Source organism: Clostridium tagluense (assembly GCF_003865095.1).
GTDB lineage: Bacteria > Bacillota > Clostridia > Clostridiales > Clostridiaceae > Clostridium_AD > Clostridium_AD tagluense.
The window spans coordinates 150274-172699 of record NZ_BHYK01000004.1 but is presented as its reverse complement, the minus strand read 5'-3'; the positions used below and the strand labels follow the sequence as shown (position 1 = coordinate 172699).

The following is a 22426-nucleotide window of genomic DNA, read 5'->3' as shown; positions in this document are numbered from 1 at the left end:
ATTGGGGGTGCACAATGGAAAAAATTATTGAAATTAAAAACCTTTCCAAGGTATATAAAAACGGAAGAGGTATAACAGATATTAATCTAGATATACATAAAGGCGAAATATTTGGGTTTTTAGGACCAAATGGTGCAGGTAAGACTACTGCTATGAAAGTCATGACTGGTCTTATAAAACCAGACAGTGGAGATGTTAAAATTTTAGGGCACAGCATTGTGGAGGAATATCAGAAGGCTATGGGAAAAGTAGGTTGCATTATAGAAACTGCAGAATCCTATCTATATTTAACTGCATATGAAAATTTAAAACAAATTTCCAGGTATTATAAAAATGTTGATGATGAGAGAATAAATGAAGTTTTAGAGCTTACAGGACTTTTAAAATACAAAAACGAGAAACCAAGAAAATTTTCTCTTGGAATGAAACAAAGACTAGGAATTGCAGCTGCAATTTTATCAAGACCTGAAGTGATTATTTTAGATGAACCCTTAAATGGACTTGATGTTGAAGGGATGATTTCTATGAGAAATATAATAAAAAGCCTAGTAGAAAAAGAAAATGCTACATTTTTTATTTCAAGCCACCTTATCCATGATGTTGAACTTACTTGTACTCATATTGGTGTATTATACAATGGACGAATGCTTAATGTAGATACTATGAAAAATATACTAAACAACTATGCTTCCCTTGAAAATTATTTTGTTAGCGAGGTAGAAAGAAATGGTAGAATTTAAAGCTGCTTTAACAAATGAAATTGAAAAATTATATAAAAGAAAAAAAGTTTTAGTTGCAGTGATTATATCACTTATTTTCATAATAATAGGGCAGCTATCTATGGTTGCATTAAGAACGGGTTTCGGGGTGCGTGGGGTTTCTAGCATGGAATTTCCTATACTTGTACTTGCTGTAGTGGTAAACACTATTCTGCCGCTATTTACTGCTCTTGTTACCATAGAAAGTTTTTCAGGAGAATTTTCACACAATACTATGAAAATAGCACTTACAAGGCCTATTTCAAGATTAAAGTTTTATGTAGCCAAGCTAACTGCAATTATGCTATTTATACTTGCGAATCTTTTATTCGTAATGATTTTTTCAATACTGGCTGGTTGTCTTTTTAATTCAAATTCCTTTACTTTAGGAAGTGTTTTTAAAATTATAATTTCTTATACTGTAACACTAATACCTATGGTGATTCTATCAATAATAATTGCGTTTTTCACCAATATAATTAGAAGTGGAATAGGCGTATTTTTCCTATCTATTTTTGCTTTTGTTACATTTAAAGGACTAGGAGTTATATTTTACAGATATGCTGGTATATTTATTACGTCTATGACGAACTGGTATACGCTATATAACATGGATACTATCCCCACTATTAAAATTTTTCTTCAGTTTATGATGATGCTTAGTTATGGTATAATATTTTTTACAGCAGGATATTATTTATTTGATAAAAAAGAATTTTAAAAGTAGCTGTTAAGTTAATTTAGTGGATTTTTGAGGTGAAAAAATGAATATAAAAAAACGGTTAATTGTCTCCAATACTATAACTATAGTAATTCCTTTTGTCCTTACAATTATAGCGGCGTTTCTATTTATTTTTGCTGCCTCAACAGTTTTTAACAAAGACGTAAGTTATGATAATTTTAAAAAATTCATACTTATAAAAACGGAGTTATCCCATACTAGCAGTGCTATATGGAAACAAAATTCTGAGGATATAGAGGATTCTAAGTTTCAAAAGTATTTGTACCAGAAGTTATCAAATATAGATGGAGACCTTATAATCCTTAAAAACAATATTGTTGTTTTTGCATCAAAGGATATAAATAAAATTGATATAGAAAAATGTTTATTAGAAGCTGAAAGTAAATCTCAAAAAAAACAAGTCATAATTGGTACTAAAGCTTATATGGTGGAAGTAGCAACACTTAGGTTTAAAGATGAAGCTCTAGGCCATGCCATTTTATTGGCACCAATTCTAGATTATTCAAATACCTTTGAAAAATTTATTATATTTACCCTTGTGGTATTTATTATGACGTTTATAGGGGTTAACATGTTTATGTCCTATCTACTTTCAAAAAGAATAATAAAGCCCCTATCACTTTTAAAAACGGCAGTGGGGGAAATTAGTAAAGGTGATTTAGAACTAGAAATAATTGAAGTTGGAGATAAAGAAATTGTGGAGTTATGTGCTGATTTTGAAAAGATGAGAATACAACTTAAGGATTCTATTCGTTTGAAAAAGAAGTACGACGATAATAGGACGATGCTAGTTTCTAGTATATCCCATGATCTTAAAACCCCAATAACTTCAATAAAAGGTTATGTTAAAGGTGTGTTAGATGGTGTAGCAAATACTCCTGAAAAGGTAGAGCGCTACTTAAAAACTGTTTATTCAAAGGCAGAACAAATGGATGTTATGATTGATGATTTACTTTTATATTCCAAATTGGATTTAAGTCAGCTTCCTTTTAACTTTGAAAAAACAGATATTATAGATTATTTTAATTACTGTATTAATGAAAGTTCTATAGAACTTGAAAAATCTAATATAAAAATCTGCTTGAAAAATGATTTAAAAGGGTCAAAATACGTTAAAATCGATAGAGAAAGATTGATGAGAGTTATACTGAATATTATTGATAATGCTCGTAAATATATGGATAAAGAGCAAGGTGAAATTACTATAATGCTTAGAGAAACCAATTCTAGCATTATTATCGAGATAAGGGATAACGGTTGTGGCATTGATGAGAATGATGTAAATAAGATCTTTGATAGATTTTACAGAGCAGATGCTGCAAGAAGCGAAGCTAATGGAAGTGGACTTGGACTTGCAATTGCAAAACAAATTGTAGAGGGACACAAGGGTACAATATGGGCTGTAAGTCATGAAAATAATGGCACAAGCATTTTGATATCATTTGGAAAAATATCAGAAGGGTAGAGGATTATTATGAAAAGGATTTTAATAGTTGAAGATGATGAATGCATTGCTGAACTTGAAAAAGACTATTTAGAGCTCGAAGGCTTTGAAGTTATTGTATGTAATAATGGAGTAGATGGACTAAATGCATTAAAAACAAATCAATTTGACTTGTTAATTCTTGATGTTATGCTTCCTAAAATGGATGGGTATACTATTTTGCGTAGTTTGCAAGAAGAGAAGGACATTCCAGTTTTAATGGTTTCTGCAAAAAAAGAAGATATTGATAAAATAAAAGGTTTAAGTCTTGGTGCAGATGACTATATTACAAAGCCCTTCAATCCTAGTGAACTAGTTGCTAGAGTTAAGTCACATATTCGAAATTATGAAAGAATAAAGAATAAATTTAACAAAAGTGTAAAAAGCGATACTCTTATAATAAGAGGGCTAGAAATAAAAAAAGATTGTAGGCAGGTATTTATGAATGGGGCTGAAATAAATTTAGCTCAAAAAGAATTTGAACTATTGTTATATTTGGCTGAAAACCCCAATAGAGTATTTAGCAAAAATGAATTATTTGAAAAAATTTGGGGGTTTGATGCTATAGGAGATACTGCAACTGTTACAGTGCATATTGGAAGAGTCAGAGAAAAAATTGAGGTATCTACGTCTGCTCCTCAATATATTGAAACGGTTTGGGGTACTGGGTACAGGCTTAGGGTGTAAAAAATATTCTAAATTTGTACCTTTTTAGTCCTTTAGATTTTTTAAAATATTACTCCTAATAAGTATTATTAATAGTACTTATTAGGAGTAATATTTATTATAGGACAAACATATATATTTAGCAAAGGCATTAAAAAATTATAAAATCTATTGACTTACGAACAAACGTTCGATATACTATCAATATAGTATTAAGACTAAAAATACCTGCGAAGTATTTTTTAATATATAGTTATTGTGTTTTATAGCAACTTGAATTTACAGCTGAACTGTATTTTTGATGGACTACTTTAGTAGATGATTTAACTGGAGGTAAAACCATATGGAAACAAAGGATTTATGGGTCAAAATTAATTATTCGCAAGATGGGAATGAAAGTTTAGCGATAACTTATGCTACGAGTAAGGGCAAGGCTAATCATTCCTCTAAGTATCTAATTTGTGGGGGAATGTATAATAGAAATGGTGGAACTATAATGTTTAAGGCAAAAAATATAGAAGAAGCTACAGAAATAGCTAACAATAATCTAGTAGCTAACGCAGGCTCTAATAAACATGAATATATTAAAAGGATATAAAAACATAGGTTATAATCTAATGGATAATAACCTATGCATATTAAATAGTAAATTCAATATTTTCGATTACTAAATCTAACTTCTCTACCAATGAAATAGTTATCCCAACCTCTTGGGAATTATAATAACCGCCACTTTTTATAATTTTAACCTCCGGCCTTAAAGCATAGGTAGGAAATACCTTTGTTACCACACAGATATCACCAGTGTTAAGTTTAACTAGGGTTCCAGGTGGGAAAGGGACAACAGCCTTGGAAAATGCTTTAACCATTTTATAATCAAATTGAGTATCACTATGGGCGAAAATATACTCTATAGCATTATTAGGGCACATAGCTTTTTTATAAGGCCTGTCTGAGGTAAGGGCATCATACACATCGGCAATAGCAACAATTCTAGCAAATCTATTTATAGATTTATCCTTTATATTATCTGGATATCCGCATCCATTAACTTTTTCATGATGTTGAAGGGTTACGATTCTAGATGGAGCAGATATATCCAAAGAATCCTTTAAATAATCATATCCTTTAGTAGTATGCTCTTTCATAATTTTAAACTCTTCTTCAGTTAAGGGACCAGGTTTTAGAATTATTTCTTTTGGAATAAGAACTTTACCTATGTCATGTATAAGTGCACCCATACATAAAGTATAAAGATCAGCTTGATTTAGTTGCAATTGAACACCGAGTACTAGAGAAATTATAGCTACATTTACACTATGTTGGTAGGTGTAATTATCCATACTTTTAATGGCTACCAGATTAATCATTACGTTTTTCTTGCTTATAATTTCGTCAATTATATCTTTAGCAATATTCCCTATAGATTCAAAATAGGATTGCTTCTCTTTTGCAAATTTTTTTTTGTTGAAATTTGCATCATTAGAATATAAACTGTATTTTTCTAAGCTGTAGAAGGTATCTTTTATAGCTTTTATAGCAGTTTGGCGTAACTCGGGTTTTATTACATCTTCAATTATAATGTCGCTATATTTATCATTAATATAAACAGAATAAATTTGTAACCCCTTAATTCTTAATAAAAAATTTTCGGTTAATGTAACACCTTCCCTTAATAAAACCCTTCCGTCATTATCGAATATAGTTTTAGCCAAGGAATCTCCTGGTTTTACAAATTCTATTGGTACAAGTCGCATAATCACATCACATCCCAACTTAAATATAAACAATTAAGTAATTTTATATAATTTAAATGAGTTTTAATATTTAAATTAATATTAAAGGCTATTTTTAATGAAAAAAAACCACATATGAACAAAAATTTAAATTCATGGAATATAAAGATATAATATATTTTACACTATTAAGAGCGAAAATCACAGTATTACTTATTAATATCACAAATAATATATTTTACGACAAAATTTGTAATATTAAATGTAAATATATATATTATTTACACTAAAAATAGAAATATATGATATTGAAAATATAATATATATAATATAATACATATAATATAAAAAAAGAGCTTGAAAAAACCGTATCTTAGGACAATTTATAAAAAAAATTTTGGAATAAGGTTGAATACTTACAATTATAAACTATAATTAAAAGTGAAACTATCAATATAGCATATAATCTTGAGGATTCAAGATCACTTAGAAATAAGCATATGTCGTTAAACTAAATTGTAATTGATGGCTTGAATAATTCTAATTGGGAGGAAATATAATGAGCATATTATCACGAAATGATATTTGTTGGTGTGGCAGTGGGAAGAAATACAAAAAATGCCATATGGAGCAGGATATATTTATAAGTAATATAGAACAAAAAGTGGGTTATAAAATACCTAGGGATATAATGAAAACAGAGGAACAAATAGATGGTATAAGGAAGAGTTGCAAGCTAACTCACGAGATACTTGATATGGTGGGAGAGCGGATAAAAGTCGGAGTAACTACAAATGAAATAAATACTTGGGTGCATGAATATACTGTTGAGCATAATGCATATCCAGCACCACTAGGCTATGGTGGTTTTCCTAAAAGTGTATGTACATCAATAAATGATGTAATATGCCATGGCATACCTGATGATACAGTTTTAAAAGATGGCGATATAGTTAATGTAGATGTGACTTGTATATTAGATGGCTATTATGGCGATGCTAATAGAATGTTTATAATGGGTGAAGCATCAAAAGAAGCAATAGACTTGGTACGTGTATCAAAAGAGTGTTTAGATCTTGGAATACAGCAGGTTAAACCTTATAATACCCTTGGAGATATAGGGAATGCGATTCAACAGCATGCGGAAAGTCTTGGATATTCTGTAGTATATGATTATGGTGGACACGGCGTTGGACTTGAGTTTCATGAAGAACCCTTTGTACCTCATATAGGCAAAAAGGGAGAGGGTACAATATTACTACCTAATATGACCTTTACTATTGAGCCTATGATTAATATTGGTAGCCCAGAAGCGGATGTACTTGAAGATGATTGGACAGCTGTTACAATTGACGGGTCATTATCATCTCAGTGGGAACATACCATACGTGTTACTGAAACAGGATATGAGATACTAACATAGAACTGTACTATACATTTTTAACACCCCCAATTATTGGGGGTGTTTTTAAGGTTAAATGGATAATAGGGGTAAAAGCTTAGTTCTATAAACATAATCAAAAGGAGAGATATAATTGAAAATTAATAAAGATGAAGAAAATATAATATTTAATAAACCATATATGATTATGATTCTAGCACTTATAAGTTGTTTTTTATGGGGAAGTGCTTTTCCGTCAGTAAAGGTAGGTTATCAGGTATTTTCTATAGCAGGAAATGATACTTATCAAAAGATACTTTTTGCAGGTTTTAGATTTTTAGTATCGGCTCTTATGGTATTTATATTTTGCATCATAACAGGAAGATCTTTAAAGGTAAGAAGGGAAGATATATGTAAGGTAGCCTTTTTAGGATTTGTACAAACCTCCATACAGTATGTATTTTTTTACATAGGGCTTTCAAATACTAGTGGTACAAAGGGTTCTATATTGGCAGCTACAACTACATTTTTCAGTGTTATTATAGCTCATTTTTTTTATGAAGAAGACAAACTCAGTTTTAGAAGAATAATAGGAGTAGTGATTGGATTTACAGGTGTAGCTATTGTAAATATGAATGGTGCGAAAATTCAAGGTGGGTTTACATTAACAGGAGATGGATTTGTAATAATTTCTAGTTTGGTAAGTTCCTTAGCTGGTATATACACCAAAAAGATTGCAAAAGACATACCAACCTTCGTAATTTCAGGATACCAGCTATTTATCGGTTCTATATTTTTGATATTGACAGGATTTGCTGGAGGAGGCAGGGGATTAGATTTTAGTTTTAAAGGGTCAGTATTGCTTTTATACTTAGGGTTTATATCCGCCGCCGCTTTTTCTATATGGACAGTTTTACTTAAATATAATGCAGTTGGAAAGGTTACTATATATAAATTTTCTATACCTTTATTTGGTGTGTTTTTATCTTATGTGCTTCTAGGCGAAAGGGTGGTCGGAACTAAGGTTATAATGGCAGTTATTTTAGTTATAGTAGGCATAATTATTATTAACACTGAAGCAAAAAAAAGCTTGAAAGTGATGTAATTCAATTCCTATGCATGCAACAACAGTATTGCAAATGTTGTTTTAGTACTGATATTTGACGTTTTATTAAGAAAAAAGCTAAACTCTATGAGAATTTGTTATAATCATAGATAAGTACAAATTTTAAAGAGATTATAAAAAATAGGAAATTATAGAAATATTTTTCTGGAAAGTGATGATGATATACAAAAAATATGTTATATTTGTATTGTGATACAGAATCAAAGGTGATTTTAGGATTCTATCACTTCAGGTTATGAATTAATTAATATTTAAGGAAGTGATTAAGATGGAAATTATTAACAATAGATATAGGATAGTTAAATGTATAAAGCAAAACAGGGTAGTTTCCAGTTATGTAGTTAATGACATAATAAAAAATTATGATACGGTGCAATTAAATATTATTAATTCAGAATATCTTAAAAAAGAATTAATAGAATTCTATACAAAAGAGTTTATTAGTTTAACTAACATTGACTGTAAAAATATAACATCAGTATATGATTTTGACTTGGTTAATCTGTTAGATAATAAAAAATTAAATGATAAAGTGTATTTTTACACAAATGAATATGTGCAGGATAACTTTAGCATTTTAGATATTTCAGGTGAAATGCCAAACGAAGAGATATTAGATATGTTTATAGAAATTTGTCAAAGTATAAACTATCTTCACTTAAAAGGCTTTATTTATAGTGGTATAAATTTATCTAATATCATAGTTTCAAATATAGAAAATGGTGAAAATCATTGCATTAAATTCAAAGATTTTGCCACTTTGGAGCTTGAAAAACAGGGTTTCTGGAAGGAAGAAAATAAAGCTGATTATTTTAAGGCACCAGAAATATTAGCAGGGGAAAAAGACAGTATTTCTAGTGATATATATTCTCTAGGGGTATTACTTTTTATTATATATATGAAAAGTAAAGATCATAATTTCAGTGTTAATGAAGAGATTATAGATCAAAGTGGGATTAAAATTCAGGAGATAATTAGTAAAAATGAAAACTTTAATGCAAAATTTAAAAAAATAATCTACAAAATGATTTATAGTGATGCTACAAAAAGATACAAAAGTATTTCAGAACTAGTTATGGATATAAATATTGTTTTTAGCAAGAAATATGTACCACATAGAAAAGAAGAAATAGAAAAATTAAATTTTAAATTGAAAATGATAGGCAGAGATGAGGAAGTTAATAAAATTATTAACATGTATGATTCTATTAAAAATAAAAGTAACTATAATTCTACTATCTTAATTCATGGAGAATCAGGTATTGGTAAAACTAGGTTTCTTAATTCCGTAAAATATATTTTTTCATTGAATAAAGTAAATGTTTATAGTAGTTTTATTTTGGATGATTCTACTAAAAATACTAATAAGGCTTTTATAGATATATTAAAACAATTCATTTCTGAATGTGAACCAGAAGTGCTAGAAAAATATGAGTCGGAGCTAGTGAAATTTATCCCTGAACTAAGTGGCAAAAAGAATATAATACCATCTGAGCCATTAAGTGGTCATAAGGAAAAGTTTAGACTTATACATTCTGCAACGGGATTTATTGAAGAATGTATAAATAACATACCCATAGTTATTATTATTGATAATTTTCACTTAGCTGATGATTTTACCATAGAGTTAATGGAATATCTTACGAGAAAAAAACTACCAAATAAAAATATTATGGTCATAATGTCCTACTGTGACGGAGAATGTGTGCTAAATAAGAAATTTACAGAATTCAATAAAAATATATCAAAGAGCAATGGTTTAATTAATATTTTTTTAAAAGAGCTAGATGAAAAAGAAGTAGGTAGAATGATTCAAAGTATTCTTAGTATGCCTACTATACCCTATAAATTTGTAGCTAGTATATATGAAAAGACAAAGGGTAATCCATTATTTGTGCAAGAAATTATAAAGAGTTTTTTTAGTAAAAAATACATCTATGCAGATAGTGAAAAGGGGTATTGGTCTACAGATTATAAATATTCTGAGTTTATAGTACCAACAGATATGCATGGAGTACTATTAAATCAAGTTAAAGAAATGGGACAATTAAATTATAATATTTTACAAATAATATCAATATTCAATAGTGCTGTTTCTTTAGAAATAATTGTGAGTTTTATTGAAAGGAAGAATAGTGATTTAGAGAAAGCTATTGAAGGCCTTATTTCCTCGGGAATACTGTGCAAAAAAATTGAGGATAGAGGTTTTGTATTTGATTTTTACAATAAATTTCTTAAAAGTCTTATGTATGAAAAAATCGGGTCGAAAGACAGAAAAAGCATGCATAAATTGGCTTCGCTAGTGCTTGAAAACCAATATAAGCAGGGTGGCAAGGAATATATTGAGGAATTAATTTATCACTTAGAAAAATCTAATCAAGAGGAAAAGATTATTGATTATTGCATTGAGAATGCTGAAAAAATGAAGCTTCTAAAAAATAGAAGTGATGCAATAAAAAATTTAACTAAAGCTATATCTATAATAAATTATGACTGGGATCCAGTTAAAAACATAAAGCTTATTATGGAGCTTGCAGGTTTGCATGAAGAAGAGGGGCATATTGATTTAGCTCTAAAATACTATCTATCAATACAGAAGTATAAGGGGAATACTGAGTTTCACAAATATATAATAGATAGCTTAATTAAAGTGGCGCAGGTGTACTTAAGCAAAAACAATATAGATAGTACTGTTTATTATATTGAAAAAATTCAGACTATGCTTTCAAAAGTAGATTATGTTTCGGGAACGCTTAAATGCCAAAGTATTCTTGCATCGGTATATGACATAAAGCAAGACTATGAAAGTATACAAACTATATGTAACAGCTGCATAGAAAAGTGTATAGGTGAATATGAAGAACTTAAAACTATATTTTACAACCATAAGGGATTAGCTTATTTAAGAAGTGGTAGAGTTCAGGAAGCATTAGTAATATTTGAAAAAAATATAGAAGTTTGCAATAAGTATAATAATATTAAGGGATTAATAAAATCCTTAAATAGAATAGGTGTTATTTATGGAGATTATTATCAAGAGGATAATAAAGCTATAAAATATTTTGTGGAAATGAAGGACCTATGTGAAAAAAACAATATGAGCTCAGAAGAGATACTTGCTTTAATAAATATTGGCGCTACATATTTTTCTAAGCAGCAGTACGAAGTATCTTTACAATATTTTATGGAGATATTAAAAATATGTAAAAAATATGAAGATGAATTCCATATTTTTTATTGTTATAATTCTATTGCTAGTTCATATTTAAAATTGGGTGATTACGATAATGCTTATAAGTATTATGAACTTTGTAACAATGAACTGGAAAATTATCCTAATCAAGGGAAAGAAATAGGTGAATTTTATTTTTTAGCCGCTGAAATAAATTACAAATTTGGCGATTTGAAAAAGGCTCAGTTATATATACAGCAATCACTAGATATATATGAAGAGGACGAATGTATTTTTAAATGGCAGTCTCAGATTTTAAATGAATATATAATGTTTCATTTTAGAGAGAGTGGTGGAAATTCAAATGAAATCATTAAAAATATTATAACTATAGCCAGTAAAATATCCTCATTGAGCAGTAGACTTAACATATTTTACGATGCAATAATTTTTTTGAATGAAAATGGAAAACAACAATATATACCTAATATTCTTAGTGAAATTAAAAAGATTGATATTGATATAAAAGATCATAGAGTCTATGTTAAAAAATTATATGTTGATGGGTTAAGGGATAAGAAGAAAAGCATTAAAATTTTCAAAGAAGCCTTAGAATATTCAAATAAATATAATGAACTAGATATATATTGGAGAGTATACACTGCAATGGGAGATCATTACTTTGATAAAAAGGATTATTTGTATGCAGTAATCTATTATTTTGAGGCTTGTGGTATATTAAAGGATATAATTAATAAATTACCAGTAAAGTGCAGATTGTCTTATATTAAGTTAAATAATGCATTGAGGCCTTTCAATAAATTTTTAGTCATTAATAGATATTATAAGGAAAATAAAGATGTGAAAGTGTTAGAAGTTGCGCCTGTTAATGTTAAGGATGAGGTTGGACTGTTATCTTTACTAGAGCAAGTAAACCACAAAGATATTTTGAAAAATAAGAATTTTATAAAGTCTATAAAAAAAATATATTCATCATCTCTTCATGAAGATATCCATGACATAAGTGATGTTTTAGAAAATCTACAAGAGGATAATGGAAAAAATTTAGAGCTTATAATAGATTATTTATCATATATAACACTAGCCACAAGGGGAACCATTATTATAAATGATAATGACAAAGGCTATAAAGTTATTGCATCTAGTGATAGAAGATATGAATTGCCACAAAATCAAGAGGCATTATCTAAGATTTTAACTGGAGAGAGACCAGTTTTAGTAGGGGATGTATCTCTAGAACAAAATATAAATGGAGATACAAATAGTATTAATAATACTTTAAAAGCCTTTATTTGCATTCCTATTATTATGGAAAATGCTAATGAAAAAGGTTTTATTAAAAGTGAAAGAAGAAAAAATATACAAGGCAGTAAGGATGTTATTGGATATGTATATATAGAATCACAAAGGGTATTAAACAATCTTAATAATGATAGCATGAAAAAATGTATGGAGCTCAGTAAAGTTATAGGTATAATAATTGAAAAATATAAATTTAGATTAACTGCGTCTATTGATAAATTGACAGGAACTCTTACTAGAAAATATCTAGAAGAGGCATTAGATGAACAAATTGAAATATCAAGTCAGACAGGCAGTGAATTTTCACTTATTATGTATGACTTAGATTATTTTAAAATAATAAATGATAAGTTTGGACATAGGACAGGCGATTATGTGTTAAAAAGGGTTTGTGATGTTGTTATGAGCAATTTAAGAGAAACAGATGTTGTAGGTAGATATGGTGGTGAAGAATTTATTGTTATTCTTCCAGGCACTGGTGTTTGCGATGCTGAGCTTATAGCTGAAAAACTTAGGACTAAAATAGAAGGACAGAAAATACTGGACAATAGACGAGAGGTTACTGTAAGTTTGGGCGTGGCATCCTATCCTCTTCATGGTGAGTGGCAGGATGAATTGGTTGAAAGAGTAGATCAAGCCCTATATGTGGCAAAGCAGCAAGGGCGAAATAGGTATGATATTTGGAACAGTGAATTCTCTAAAAAGGCAAAAAGAACAGATAGACTTACTGGGATAATATCTGGTAATACAATTCAAGACCATAGAAATGTACTTGCTATGATAGAATTAATTGAGCTTACAAACATAAATATTGCAAGAGAAGATAAAATATATAATTTATTAGGTAGAATTATTGAAATTACAGAAGCACAAAAAGGAATATTGTTTATTATGGATAAGGACAATATTATAGATAAATATTCAAGAAAAATTTTCAAAAATGAATGGATGGATATCCATACCTATAATGAGAATATAATAAAATCTGTAATTAAGAGTAAGCAGGGAGTATGTAAGATAGATTGGGACACAATAACTGAGTATGACACGGTTACAGGTGTTCCAAACTGGCAATCTGTTATGGTAATTCCATTGATTCAAGGTGATATAGTAAAAGGAGTATTGTACTTAACAGAATCCACGGTGACAAAAGAATTTGGTTTTGAGGATTTTAACTTTGTAAATACACTGGGCAAGATAATAGTTCCGATACTATAGCACTATTTTTAAGTAAACCCTGGGTAACCAAGTTACTGAGGGTTTTAGGCCTTTAAGGGGAATTATAGAATTTTAAATCAAAAAAATAAATGATTTTGTTTTTCAACTATGGTATAGACAAAATAAAAATGAGGGAACATAGATGTATAAAAGCATTTATGTTGTTAGCAGTGTGGAATAAAGTGGTGTATAATGAATATATTAAAAGTCTGGTTCCACTTAGGTGGCAAGTTTGCAAGAGCTAAAAGACAAAATAGGTTTTCGAGTTTTTTTAGAAAGTATGAGGAGGAGAAGAATGAAATTTACAATTGGTAGCACATATCATGGTTTTAAGTTGATCCAGGAGAAAAATATAGAAGAGTTAAATTCAGTTACAAGACTATTTGAACATGAGAAAAGTGGAGCTAGGTTATTGCATTTAGAAAATGATGATGATAACAAGGTGTTTTCTATAGGATTTAGAACGCCACCTAAAAGCAGTAATGGACTTCCACATATATTAGAGCATTCAGTGCTTTGTGGCTCTAGAAAATTTCCTACAAAGGAGCCTTTTGTGGAACTCATAAAGGGGTCTTTAAATACATTTTTAAATGCTATGACTTTTTCAGATAAAACAATATATCCTCTAGCTAGTAAAAATGAAAAAGATTTTTTTAATCTTATGGATGTTTATTTAGATGCAGTTTTTTATCCTAATTTATACTCTCAGCGAGAAATATTAATGCAAGAAGGTTGGCATTATGAATTAGAAAACAAGGAAGATAAATTATCTTATAAAGGTGTAGTTTATAATGAGATGAAGGGCGCGTTTTCCTCACCTGAAGGTTGTCTTATGCGTAAGATTCAAGAATCTTTATTCCCAGACACTTCTTACGGCGTAGAGTCCGGAGGAGACCCAGAATTTATACCAGACTTAACTCAAGAGGAATTTATAGAGTTTCATAAGAAATATTATCATCCTTCAAATAGTTATATATTCCTATATGGGGATGGAAATATTGATAAAGAGCTACAATTCATTAGTGAAAAATATCTAAATGATTTTGATAGAATTTCTGTGGACTCAGCGATACAACTTCAAAAACCATTTAGCAGTATGAGTGAAGTAAAAATAGATTATCCTATTTCCTCAGAGGATGATGAAAAAGACAAAAGTTTCTTAAGTATGAACTTTGTTTCAGGGGATAATATTAGCCAGCCTGAACTTCATTTAGCATTTGAGATTTTAGAGTATTTATTATTAGAAAGTGCTGCAGCACCACTAAAGAGAGCCCTTGTTGAAGCAGACCTTGGCAAAGATGTATTTGGAAGCTTTGATAATAGCATATTGCAGCCAGTGTTCAGTATAGTAGTAAAGAATTCTAATGAAGCTAAAAAAGAAGAATTTAAGGAGATTGTGTATACAACATTAAAGAATTTAGTTAAAGATGGAATAGATAAAAAATTAATAGAGGCTTGCATAAATATCACAGAATTTAAATTGCGAGAAGCTGATTTAGGAGGTTTCCCAAAAGGATTATTCTATTATATAACTAGTATGGATAGTTGGCTTTATGATAAAGATCCAACTATGCATTTAGAGTACGAAAGTTATTTAAGTAAAATAAAGGCTGCATTAACTACTAATTATTTTGAAAACCTTATAGAGAAGTACTTAATAAATAATACCCATAGTTCTATGGTTATTTTAAATGGTAAAAAGGGCCTCGCAGAACAAAAGTCTAAGGCAGTAGAAGAAAAATTAGCTAGGTATAAGGCTAGTATTTCAGATAGTGAAATAGAGAAAATAGTGCAAGAGACAAAAGCTCTTAAAGAAAGACAAATGACACCGGATGCTGTAGAAGTGCTTGAAACTATTCCACTACTTGAGCGTTCAGACATTGAAACTACAGTAGAGCATTTACCACTAAAGGAAAAGGATGAAAATGGAGTAAAGGTATTATCTCATAATATATTTACTAATAAAATTGCCTATATAAATATATTATTTGATGCTAAAAAAGTAGATACGGAGTTATTACCTTATGTAACCTTACTATCAACTCTTTTAGGAAGGGTAAGTACGGAGAGTACTAATTATCCTGATTTATCTAATGAAATTAATATCCATACAGGCGGGATTCATTTTACAACTGAAGTGTACGGGGATAATGAAAATTTTGAAAAATATAGTCCTAAGCTTGTGGTAAAGAGTAAAGCACTAGTTCCAAAGCTTCCTAAACTATTTGATATTATGGCAGAGATAATTAATACTACTAAATTTGATGAAAAGAAGCGTTTGAAGGAGCTAATTCAACAATTAAAATCAAGGCAGGAAATGAAAATCCTTGATAGAGGACATATGGCAGCAGCTGGAAGACTTACTTCCTACTTTTCACCAGCTTCAGCTTATATAGAAAAAACTACAGGAGTATCTTTTTATGAATTTATAAATGATATCGAAAGAAATTTTGATAATAAGGCAGATGAAATTATTGAAAATTTAAATAAGGTATCAAAACTTATATTTAATAAGAATAATCTTATAGTAAGTATTACAGGAGAAGAGGATATTTATACTGCTTTTGTGGCTGAGCTACCTAAGATTATAAGCATCTTAGGACAAGAAGAATTGCCAGATGCGAAATATGATTTTGCCCTTAATAAAAATAATGAAGGCTTATTATCTTCATCAGATGTTCAGTATGTAGCTAAAGGTTACAACTTTATTAAACAAGGTTACGCTTATTCAGGTAAGATGCTAGTGCTTAAAACTATAGCAAGTCTGGACTATTTATGGAATAGAGTGCGCGTTCAGGGCGGTGCCTATGGTGGTTTTGCAAACTTAGCTAGAAGTGGTAATATAGTATTTGTTTCTTATAGGGACCCTAATGTTTCGGAGACATTAAAAGCTTATGATGGAATATGTGACTATATAGGAAGTTTTGAGGCCTCTGAAAGAGAAATGACCAAATATATTATAGGAACAATCAGTGAGCTTGATTCACCACTAACACCTTCTATGAAGGGTGAAAGAGCTACAGCATATTATATTAGAGGTATTTCTGAGGAGCAAAGACAAATGGAAAGAGACGAAGTTTTAAGTACAAAGTCTGAGGACATTAAGTCTTTTAAATCACTATTAGATGATGTTATAAAAGAAAATTGTTTTTGTGTACTTGGAAATGAAAATAAGCTTAAAGATAACAAAGATATATTTACTAGTCTAGTAAATGTATTTAAATAATATAAAAAGATGCTACTGCCACCCATGTGGCAAGTGGCATCTTTTTTTTTAAAAAAATTAGATAAATTTGTATGAACTTTATAAAATATAGAAGGTAACTGGTGGTATTTGTAGTATATTATAGAGTAATGGTTTAATGCCAGGTTCAGCATGGAAGATTATGATTTAATACAAGGGAGGGTTTTTGATGGCTATTAAAACACTTTTCACATACAACTACGGCGGAGATAAAATCAAAGATATAAAAACCTTTGGGTATGATGTAAAAGTTATTCCAGAAGAAGGTTTAATTTATAATGATGATTTGGAAGAGATAGAGGTTTTAGTTTGTTATGACCCTTTTAAAACTCTAGACATAGAAAAAATGAAAAAGCTAAAATGGATTCAATTATCTAGTATAGGAATTGACCAGCTACCAATAGAGTATGTTAAAAACACTTCAATTACAATTACCAATAATAAAGGTGGCTACAGTATACCTATGGGGGAATGGATTGTATTAAAAACCCTAGAGCTTTTTAAGAATAGTAAGGGGCTATATGAAAACCAAAGCAAAAGGAAATGGAAGATGGATACAAGTATTATGGAGTTATATGGAAAAACTATAGGATTTATAGGAACAGGCACTATAGCTACTGAGGCAGCTAAAAGATTTCAGGGTTTTGGGGTAAATATAGTAGGTGTAAATACAAATGGTAGGGATAGTCAATATTTTAATAGCTGTTATCCTATGAGTGAGCTAAATCAAATGCTTAAGATCTGTGATGTGGTAGTTGTTACGTTGCCCTATACAAAAGCTACTCATCATTTAATTAATGAGGAGAAATTTATGGAAATGAAATCTGGAGCTTATTTCATAAATGTAGCTAGGGGTAGTATTGTAGATGAAGGTTCCCTAATTAAAAACTTAAAAAATGGAAAATTAGCAGGGGCAGCTTTAGATGTGTATGAAGAAGAGCCTTTAAAAGAAAATAATCCATTATGGGATTTAAGTAACGTTATATTGACCTCCCATAATTCATGGGTTTCAGAGATGAGAAACGCCCGAAGGTTTGATTTTATATATAAAAACATGGAAAAATATGCTCAGGGGAAAGAGTTAGTGAATTCAGTAGATCTGAAAAAAGGGTATTAGCAATAAATGCAAATATATAGGTGACACAAGGAGGAAATTATGAAAGCAGAAATATTAGCAGTAGGAACGGAAATATTGCTAGGGGATATAGTCAATACAAATGCGCAATATATAGCCAAGAGGCTTGCAGATTTAGGCATAGCAGTTTACCATCAGTCAGTAGTTGGAGACAACCCAGAGAGGCTACTAGAAGCATATAGACTAGCTTTTAGTAGAGCTGACTTAGTTATAACTACTGGGGGACTTGGACCTACAAAGGATGATTTAACTAAGGAAGTAGCTTTTGAGTATTTTGGGAAGAAGAGTGTAGTTCATGAAGCTTCTATGAAAATTATTGAGGGATATTTTAAGGAAATGAATAAACCAATGGCGAAAAGCAATGTGAAACAGGCATATTTCCCAGTAGATGCAGTTATACTTCCCAATAATAATGGCACAGCACCAGGATGCATAATTGAGGAAAATGGGAAGATAGTTGCACTCTTACCTGGACCACCTAGAGAAATGAAACCTATGTTTGAGGAGGCTGTAGTTCCTTATCTTGAAAAGTTTCAGCAGGGTGTATTAGTTTCAAAGGTGCTTCGTGTTATAGGTGTGGGAGAGAGTTCAGCTGAGGAAATGATAGAAGATATATTAGATAATCAAACAAATCCGACTGTGGCACCTTATGCTAAAGATGGAGAAATGCTTTTTAGAATTACAGCAAAGGCAAATACCAAAGAGCAGGGCATAAAACTTATAGAGCCTATGGAAGCTGCAATACGTAGCAGACTAGGCAATAACATTTATGGGGAAGGGGACATAACCCTAGAGAATGTACTTGGCCAAATGCTTATAAATAAAAAGTTAACTATAGCTACAGCTGAGTCCTGCACAGGAGGAATGGTAGCTGCAAAGCTTATAAATTACCCAGGCATATCTTCAGTATTTATGGATGGCGTAGTGACTTATAGCAATGAGGCTAAAATTAATAGATTGGGAGTTTCAATAGAAACATTGGATAAGCATGGTGCAGTAAGCAGTGAAGTAGCAGCTGAGATGGCACAAGGTATAGCAAGGACTGCAGGCACTAATATTGGGATTTCCACAACAGGAATTGCAGGCCCAGATGGTGGAAGTATTGAAAAACCAGTGGGGCTTGTATATGTAGGGTTATCTATAAATGGCCAGGTTAAGACTAAGATGCTTAAATTATCAGGAGATAGGCAGAAGATAAGGGAAAGAGCAACTATGCAACTTTTGGACTGGCTTAGACGAGAACTACTATAATTCTCAACTGAAAAAGGTGGGGTATAAATGCATAATAAAGAGATAAATATATGTTTAGTGGGATTTGGAAATGCAGCGCAGGAATTTTGTAGAATGTTAATAACTAAAAGACTAGAAGTTAAAGAGAGCAGAGGATATGATATTAAGGTCACAGCTATTGCAGGCAGGTCTAAGGGCGGAATTATTAATGCCAGGGGAATAGACCTTACAAAGGTCCTAAGGGATGTAGAAAACAGTGGGAGGTTTGATTCTACTGCAGAAGATACTGTGACTATGGAAACATTACAGATTATAAGGAATTGTAATGCTAACTTGCTCATTGAACTAAGTTCTTTATCTATTCACGATGGAGAGCCAGCAATAACTCATATAGAGACTGCTTTTGATGGAGGTATGCATGTTATAACAGGAAATAAAGGTCCTATAGCCTTTAAGTATCAAAAACTTCGTGATAATTCAAAAGAAAAAGGTCTACAATTCTTATATGAAACAACTGTAATGGATGGCACTCCCATTTTTAATTTTGTTAAATACGCACTGCCAGGATGCAAGGTGTTATCTTTTAAAGGAATATTAAATTCTACAACCAATTTTGTGTTAGAACAAATGGAAAGTGGAAATAGTTATGAAGATGCTATTAAAGAAGCTAAAAGAAGAGGGTTTGCAGAAGCTGACCCAACCTTAGACATTGATGGATGGGATGCGGCAGCAAAAACTGCAGCCCTACTTAATGTGTTAATGGACACGAATATAAATCCTACGGAAATAGATAGAAAAGGGATATCACATATTACTTTAGAAGATATAGAAAAAGCTAAGGTAGAAAATTGTAAAATTAAGCTTATATGTGAAGGATATATTGAAGACAATAAAGTAAAAGGGAGGGTACATCCAGTTTATATAAACTATAAGGATACCTTTAGCAATATAGATGCTACCTCCTCTATATTAGCTATAACAACAGATTTAATGGGAGAAGTGCAAATAATAGAAAAGAATCCTGAAATTCAGCAAACGGCTTATGGTATATATAGTGATTTGCTTACGCTTATAAAAACATTATAATAATGTAAGTATTTAAACATATTGTAACACCACAGGTTATGAGTTAAGATAGTTTTAAGATGGAAAAAAGCTTATAAGTATAAAGACACATACCAATATTGGTATGTGTCTTAAAAAATATATATGTTACTTTCATAGATTCATAAATTTTATCTAGTAGTAACAGGTGGAACAAAAACTCTTGCTGCAAGTTCTGTATCTAGTAGATAAAGACTTGTAGGGTCATCATTAATTCTTTCAAGTCTCTTTATTAGGCCACTAAAGTTAGATTCTTCCTCAACTTGCTCATCAATAAACCACTTAAGTAAGCTTATAGTAGCATGTTCTCTTTCTTCTGTAGCAATGTCAGTAAGATTGTAAATTTTACTGGTTACAATTTTTTCATGATTATATGATATTTGGAAAGCTTCAAGAAGTGATTTAAAATCATTTTGAGGGTTAGGCATCCCTTCTAAAACTATTCTTCCATTCATATCATTTACATAATTATAAAATTTCATAGCGTGAAATTTTTCTTCTTCGGCTTGAACTTTAAACCAATTAGAAAAACCATTAAAATCCTCTGATGCACAATAAGCTGCCATAGCTAAATAAATGTGTGCAGAATAAAATTCAAAGTTAATTTGTTTGTTTAGTTCACTTAATAATTTCTCGCTTATCATAATAATCCTCCTCGTGCTCCTTTGGGCACAAAACAATAATTATGCCCTTGAAAACGTAAATTCATAATAGTATATAATATTGTCTGAGTATTGATAATAATTTTTAATTAATTATCAATGTTAAAGAATATCTTAATTATACACCTAATAAATTAGACTGTATATATTATTAGCTAATGTTTAAAATATATTAATATATTACTTTTAAGGTAATAGTTTCTCTAAATTTATAATTCCTGACCCTTGCATATATTTCGGAAAATTTAATAAGTTTGAAGATGCTTTTAGTAATGCCAATATATCTTTAAAGCGTAAATTTTTATTGTTTTCATAGAGGAGAGCGCATATACCACTTATAAAAGCAGCTCCGCAGGAAGTTCCTGTATAGGTTGTATATAAATTAGTAATATGAGGAGGATAGAGCTTCACACCATTCTTTTCAGAGATGAATTTTGTGTCTGAAATTAAGGAACAAATATCAACACAGGCAGAAATCAAATTTGGTTTATCTTGTTTTTTAAAAGGTCCACAGGAAGAGTATTCATATATTTTTGGACTGAAAGTGCTATCATACCCGCCTACAGTTATACAATTACTAAGGGTTGCTATACCTCGTATTGAACTTTTAATACTTTTATTACTTCCACTAGGAACAATTACGACAAGGCCCTTTGATATTGCAAGGTCAAAAAGTTTTGAAAACAGTGAAAGTACAAATTCATCAGTCTCAAGGGTTTCAAAGGGGAGGCAAATAATTTTAATATTGAAGTCACAGCTCTCATTAATTAGAGCTTCTAATGAAAATAAAATATCAGATATAAATCCCTTTCCTAGTTTATCAAAGGCCTTAATCATATATATGTGGCTATTTTTTGCCACACCTTTGTACATACCCTTTGACCCAGAACCACTACCACAAATTAATCCACTCATAAAGGTGCCGTGACCATTGTCATCATAAGGATAATTTAAATTATTAACAAAATCCACAAATTTTTTAATACTATTGCTAGGATTTAATAAATCACCATGTGGATAGACACCACTATCAATTATTCCAACGCCAATACCCTTGCCAGTTAAGTCATAGTTTGATTGAAAGGATACACCATTAGATGAGAGTATGCTATTGCCACACAAATGTGCATAGGAATCTAAAGTTATATATACTATTTGTGGATATTCTAATAATCTGTCTATAGCACTGGGGGTTAATATAGCGCAAATGCAGTTTACACTGGGAATATGACGTAGAATATCGCATTTTAATGATTTAATTTTATCCATGGTTTTAATTTCAAGGGACTTGCAGTATATTATTACCCTATAGTTTTCATATAGGTTACTAAGCAAAGCATGATTTAAGGTAGGGTCTAATTTATGTTTAAGGGAAAACATGTATGCCTCCTAAGATATTGTTACATTATAATAGTATATGTAAATTATGAAAATATGTTAATAAAA

At 30.4% G+C, this 22426-nt stretch carries 15 protein-coding genes; 12 read left to right on the top strand and 3 right to left on the bottom strand.

The window, feature by feature from the left end; genetic code table 11:
* The first annotated feature begins 14 nt into the window (after window positions 1-14).
* The 5 genes from Ctaglu_RS04935 to Ctaglu_RS04915 all read left to right on the top strand — a co-directional run bounded on the left by Ctaglu_RS04935 (window position 15) and on the right by Ctaglu_RS04915 (window position 4247).
* A complete protein-coding gene (locus Ctaglu_RS04935; protein WP_124998659.1) occupies window positions 15-740 on the top strand; it encodes an ABC transporter ATP-binding protein in 726 nt (241 codons plus the stop codon).
* Window positions 727-1479 carry a DUF2705 family protein gene (locus Ctaglu_RS04930; RefSeq protein ID WP_124998657.1) on the top strand — a complete coding sequence of 251 codons (753 nt, stop codon included), beginning with the start codon at window positions 727-729 and terminating at the stop codon, window positions 1477-1479. The genes Ctaglu_RS04935 and Ctaglu_RS04930 overlap by 14 nt, the downstream gene beginning before the upstream one ends.
* Before the next feature lie 43 nt (window positions 1480-1522).
* Window positions 1523-2965: a sensor histidine kinase gene (locus Ctaglu_RS04925; RefSeq protein WP_124998654.1), complete on the top strand. Its 1443-nt coding sequence runs from the start codon at window positions 1523-1525 to the stop codon at window positions 2963-2965.
* Between the two features lie 9 nt (window positions 2966-2974).
* Window positions 2975-3670, top strand: coding sequence for a response regulator transcription factor (locus Ctaglu_RS04920; protein WP_124998652.1), 696 nt, complete (start codon window positions 2975-2977; stop codon window positions 3668-3670).
* 322 nt (window positions 3671-3992) lie between these two features.
* Complete coding sequence (locus Ctaglu_RS04915) at window positions 3993-4247, top strand: hypothetical protein (RefSeq protein WP_124998650.1); 255 nt, start codon at window positions 3993-3995, stop codon at window positions 4245-4247.
* Between the two features lie 40 nt (window positions 4248-4287).
* Here Ctaglu_RS04915 and Ctaglu_RS04910 read toward each other — a convergent pair whose 3' ends face one another.
* The gene (locus tag Ctaglu_RS04910) at window positions 4288-5406 is read right to left on the bottom strand and encodes an HD-GYP domain-containing protein (protein WP_124998648.1); all 1119 of its coding nucleotides are present in this window, start codon (window positions 5404-5406) and stop codon (window positions 4288-4290) included.
* Window positions 5407-5944: 538 nt separating this feature from the next.
* Here Ctaglu_RS04910 and Ctaglu_RS04905 point away from each other — a divergent pair.
* The 7 genes from Ctaglu_RS04905 (at window position 5945) to Ctaglu_RS04875 (ending at window position 20300) form a co-directional block, all read left to right on the top strand.
* Window positions 5945-6808 (top strand): methionyl aminopeptidase, encoded by an 864-nt coding sequence (locus Ctaglu_RS04905; protein WP_124998646.1) that lies wholly within the window; start codon window positions 5945-5947, stop codon window positions 6806-6808.
* Between the two features lie 112 nt (window positions 6809-6920).
* Complete coding sequence (locus Ctaglu_RS04900) at window positions 6921-7871, top strand: DMT family transporter (protein ID WP_124998644.1); 951 nt, start codon at window positions 6921-6923, stop codon at window positions 7869-7871.
* 289 nt (window positions 7872-8160) lie between these two features.
* On the top strand, window positions 8161-13605 hold the full coding sequence (locus tag Ctaglu_RS04895; RefSeq protein WP_124998642.1) for a diguanylate cyclase: 5445 nt from the start codon (window positions 8161-8163) through the stop codon (window positions 13603-13605).
* 295 nt (window positions 13606-13900) lie between these two features.
* Window positions 13901-16831: an insulinase family protein gene (locus tag Ctaglu_RS04890; RefSeq protein WP_124998640.1), complete on the top strand. Its 2931-nt coding sequence runs from the start codon at window positions 13901-13903 to the stop codon at window positions 16829-16831.
* Between the two features lie 187 nt (window positions 16832-17018).
* Entirely contained in the window at window positions 17019-17966 is a 948-nt protein-coding gene (locus Ctaglu_RS04885) for a phosphoglycerate dehydrogenase (RefSeq protein ID WP_124998638.1), read from the top strand.
* A 39-nt stretch (window positions 17967-18005) separates the two neighbouring features.
* Window positions 18006-19235 carry a competence/damage-inducible protein A gene (locus tag Ctaglu_RS04880; RefSeq protein ID WP_124998636.1) on the top strand — a complete coding sequence of 410 codons (1230 nt, stop codon included), beginning with the start codon at window positions 18006-18008 and terminating at the stop codon, window positions 19233-19235.
* A 27-nt stretch (window positions 19236-19262) separates the two neighbouring features.
* The gene (locus Ctaglu_RS04875; protein ID WP_124998634.1) at window positions 19263-20300 is read left to right on the top strand and encodes a hypothetical protein; all 1038 of its coding nucleotides are present in this window, start codon (window positions 19263-19265) and stop codon (window positions 20298-20300) included.
* A 149-nt stretch (window positions 20301-20449) separates the two neighbouring features.
* Here Ctaglu_RS04875 and Ctaglu_RS04870 read toward each other — a convergent pair whose 3' ends face one another.
* A complete protein-coding gene (locus Ctaglu_RS04870; RefSeq protein ID WP_124998632.1) occupies window positions 20450-20962 on the bottom strand; it encodes a ferritin in 513 nt (170 codons plus the stop codon).
* Window positions 20963-21166: 204 nt separating this feature from the next.
* Window positions 21167-22360, bottom strand: coding sequence for a S8 family serine peptidase (locus Ctaglu_RS04865; protein ID WP_124998630.1), 1194 nt, complete (start codon window positions 22358-22360; stop codon window positions 21167-21169).
* Window positions 22361-22426 lie beyond the last annotated feature (66 nt).

Bases quoted from the DNA above. Each gene is read 5' to 3' on its own strand.
- Ctaglu_RS04935 (WP_124998659.1), top strand. From the start codon at position 15: ATGGAAAAAATTATTGAAATTAAAAACCTTTCCAAGGTATATAAAAAC.
- Ctaglu_RS04930 (WP_124998657.1), top strand. From the start codon at position 727: ATGGTAGAATTTAAAGCTGCTTTAACAAATGAAATTGAAAAATTATAT.
- Ctaglu_RS04925 (WP_124998654.1), top strand. From the start codon at position 1,523: ATGAATATAAAAAAACGGTTAATTGTCTCCAATACTATAACTATAGTA.
- Ctaglu_RS04920 (WP_124998652.1), top strand. From the start codon at position 2,975: ATGAAAAGGATTTTAATAGTTGAAGATGATGAATGCATTGCTGAACTT.
- Ctaglu_RS04915 (WP_124998650.1), top strand. From the start codon at position 3,993: ATGGAAACAAAGGATTTATGGGTCAAAATTAATTATTCGCAAGATGGG.
- Ctaglu_RS04910 (WP_124998648.1), bottom strand. From the start codon at position 5,406: ATGCGACTTGTACCAATAGAATTTGTAAAACCAGGAGATTCCTTGGCT.
- Ctaglu_RS04905 (WP_124998646.1), top strand. From the start codon at position 5,945: ATGAGCATATTATCACGAAATGATATTTGTTGGTGTGGCAGTGGGAAG.
- Ctaglu_RS04895 (WP_124998642.1), top strand. From the start codon at position 8,161: ATGGAAATTATTAACAATAGATATAGGATAGTTAAATGTATAAAGCAA.
- Ctaglu_RS04890 (WP_124998640.1), top strand. From the start codon at position 13,901: ATGAAATTTACAATTGGTAGCACATATCATGGTTTTAAGTTGATCCAG.
- Ctaglu_RS04885 (WP_124998638.1), top strand. From the start codon at position 17,019: ATGGCTATTAAAACACTTTTCACATACAACTACGGCGGAGATAAAATC.
- Ctaglu_RS04880 (WP_124998636.1), top strand. From the start codon at position 18,006: ATGAAAGCAGAAATATTAGCAGTAGGAACGGAAATATTGCTAGGGGAT.
- Ctaglu_RS04875 (WP_124998634.1), top strand. From the start codon at position 19,263: ATGCATAATAAAGAGATAAATATATGTTTAGTGGGATTTGGAAATGCA.
- Ctaglu_RS04870 (WP_124998632.1), bottom strand. From the start codon at position 20,962: ATGATAAGCGAGAAATTATTAAGTGAACTAAACAAACAAATTAACTTT.
- Ctaglu_RS04865 (WP_124998630.1), bottom strand. From the start codon at position 22,360: ATGTTTTCCCTTAAACATAAATTAGACCCTACCTTAAATCATGCTTTG.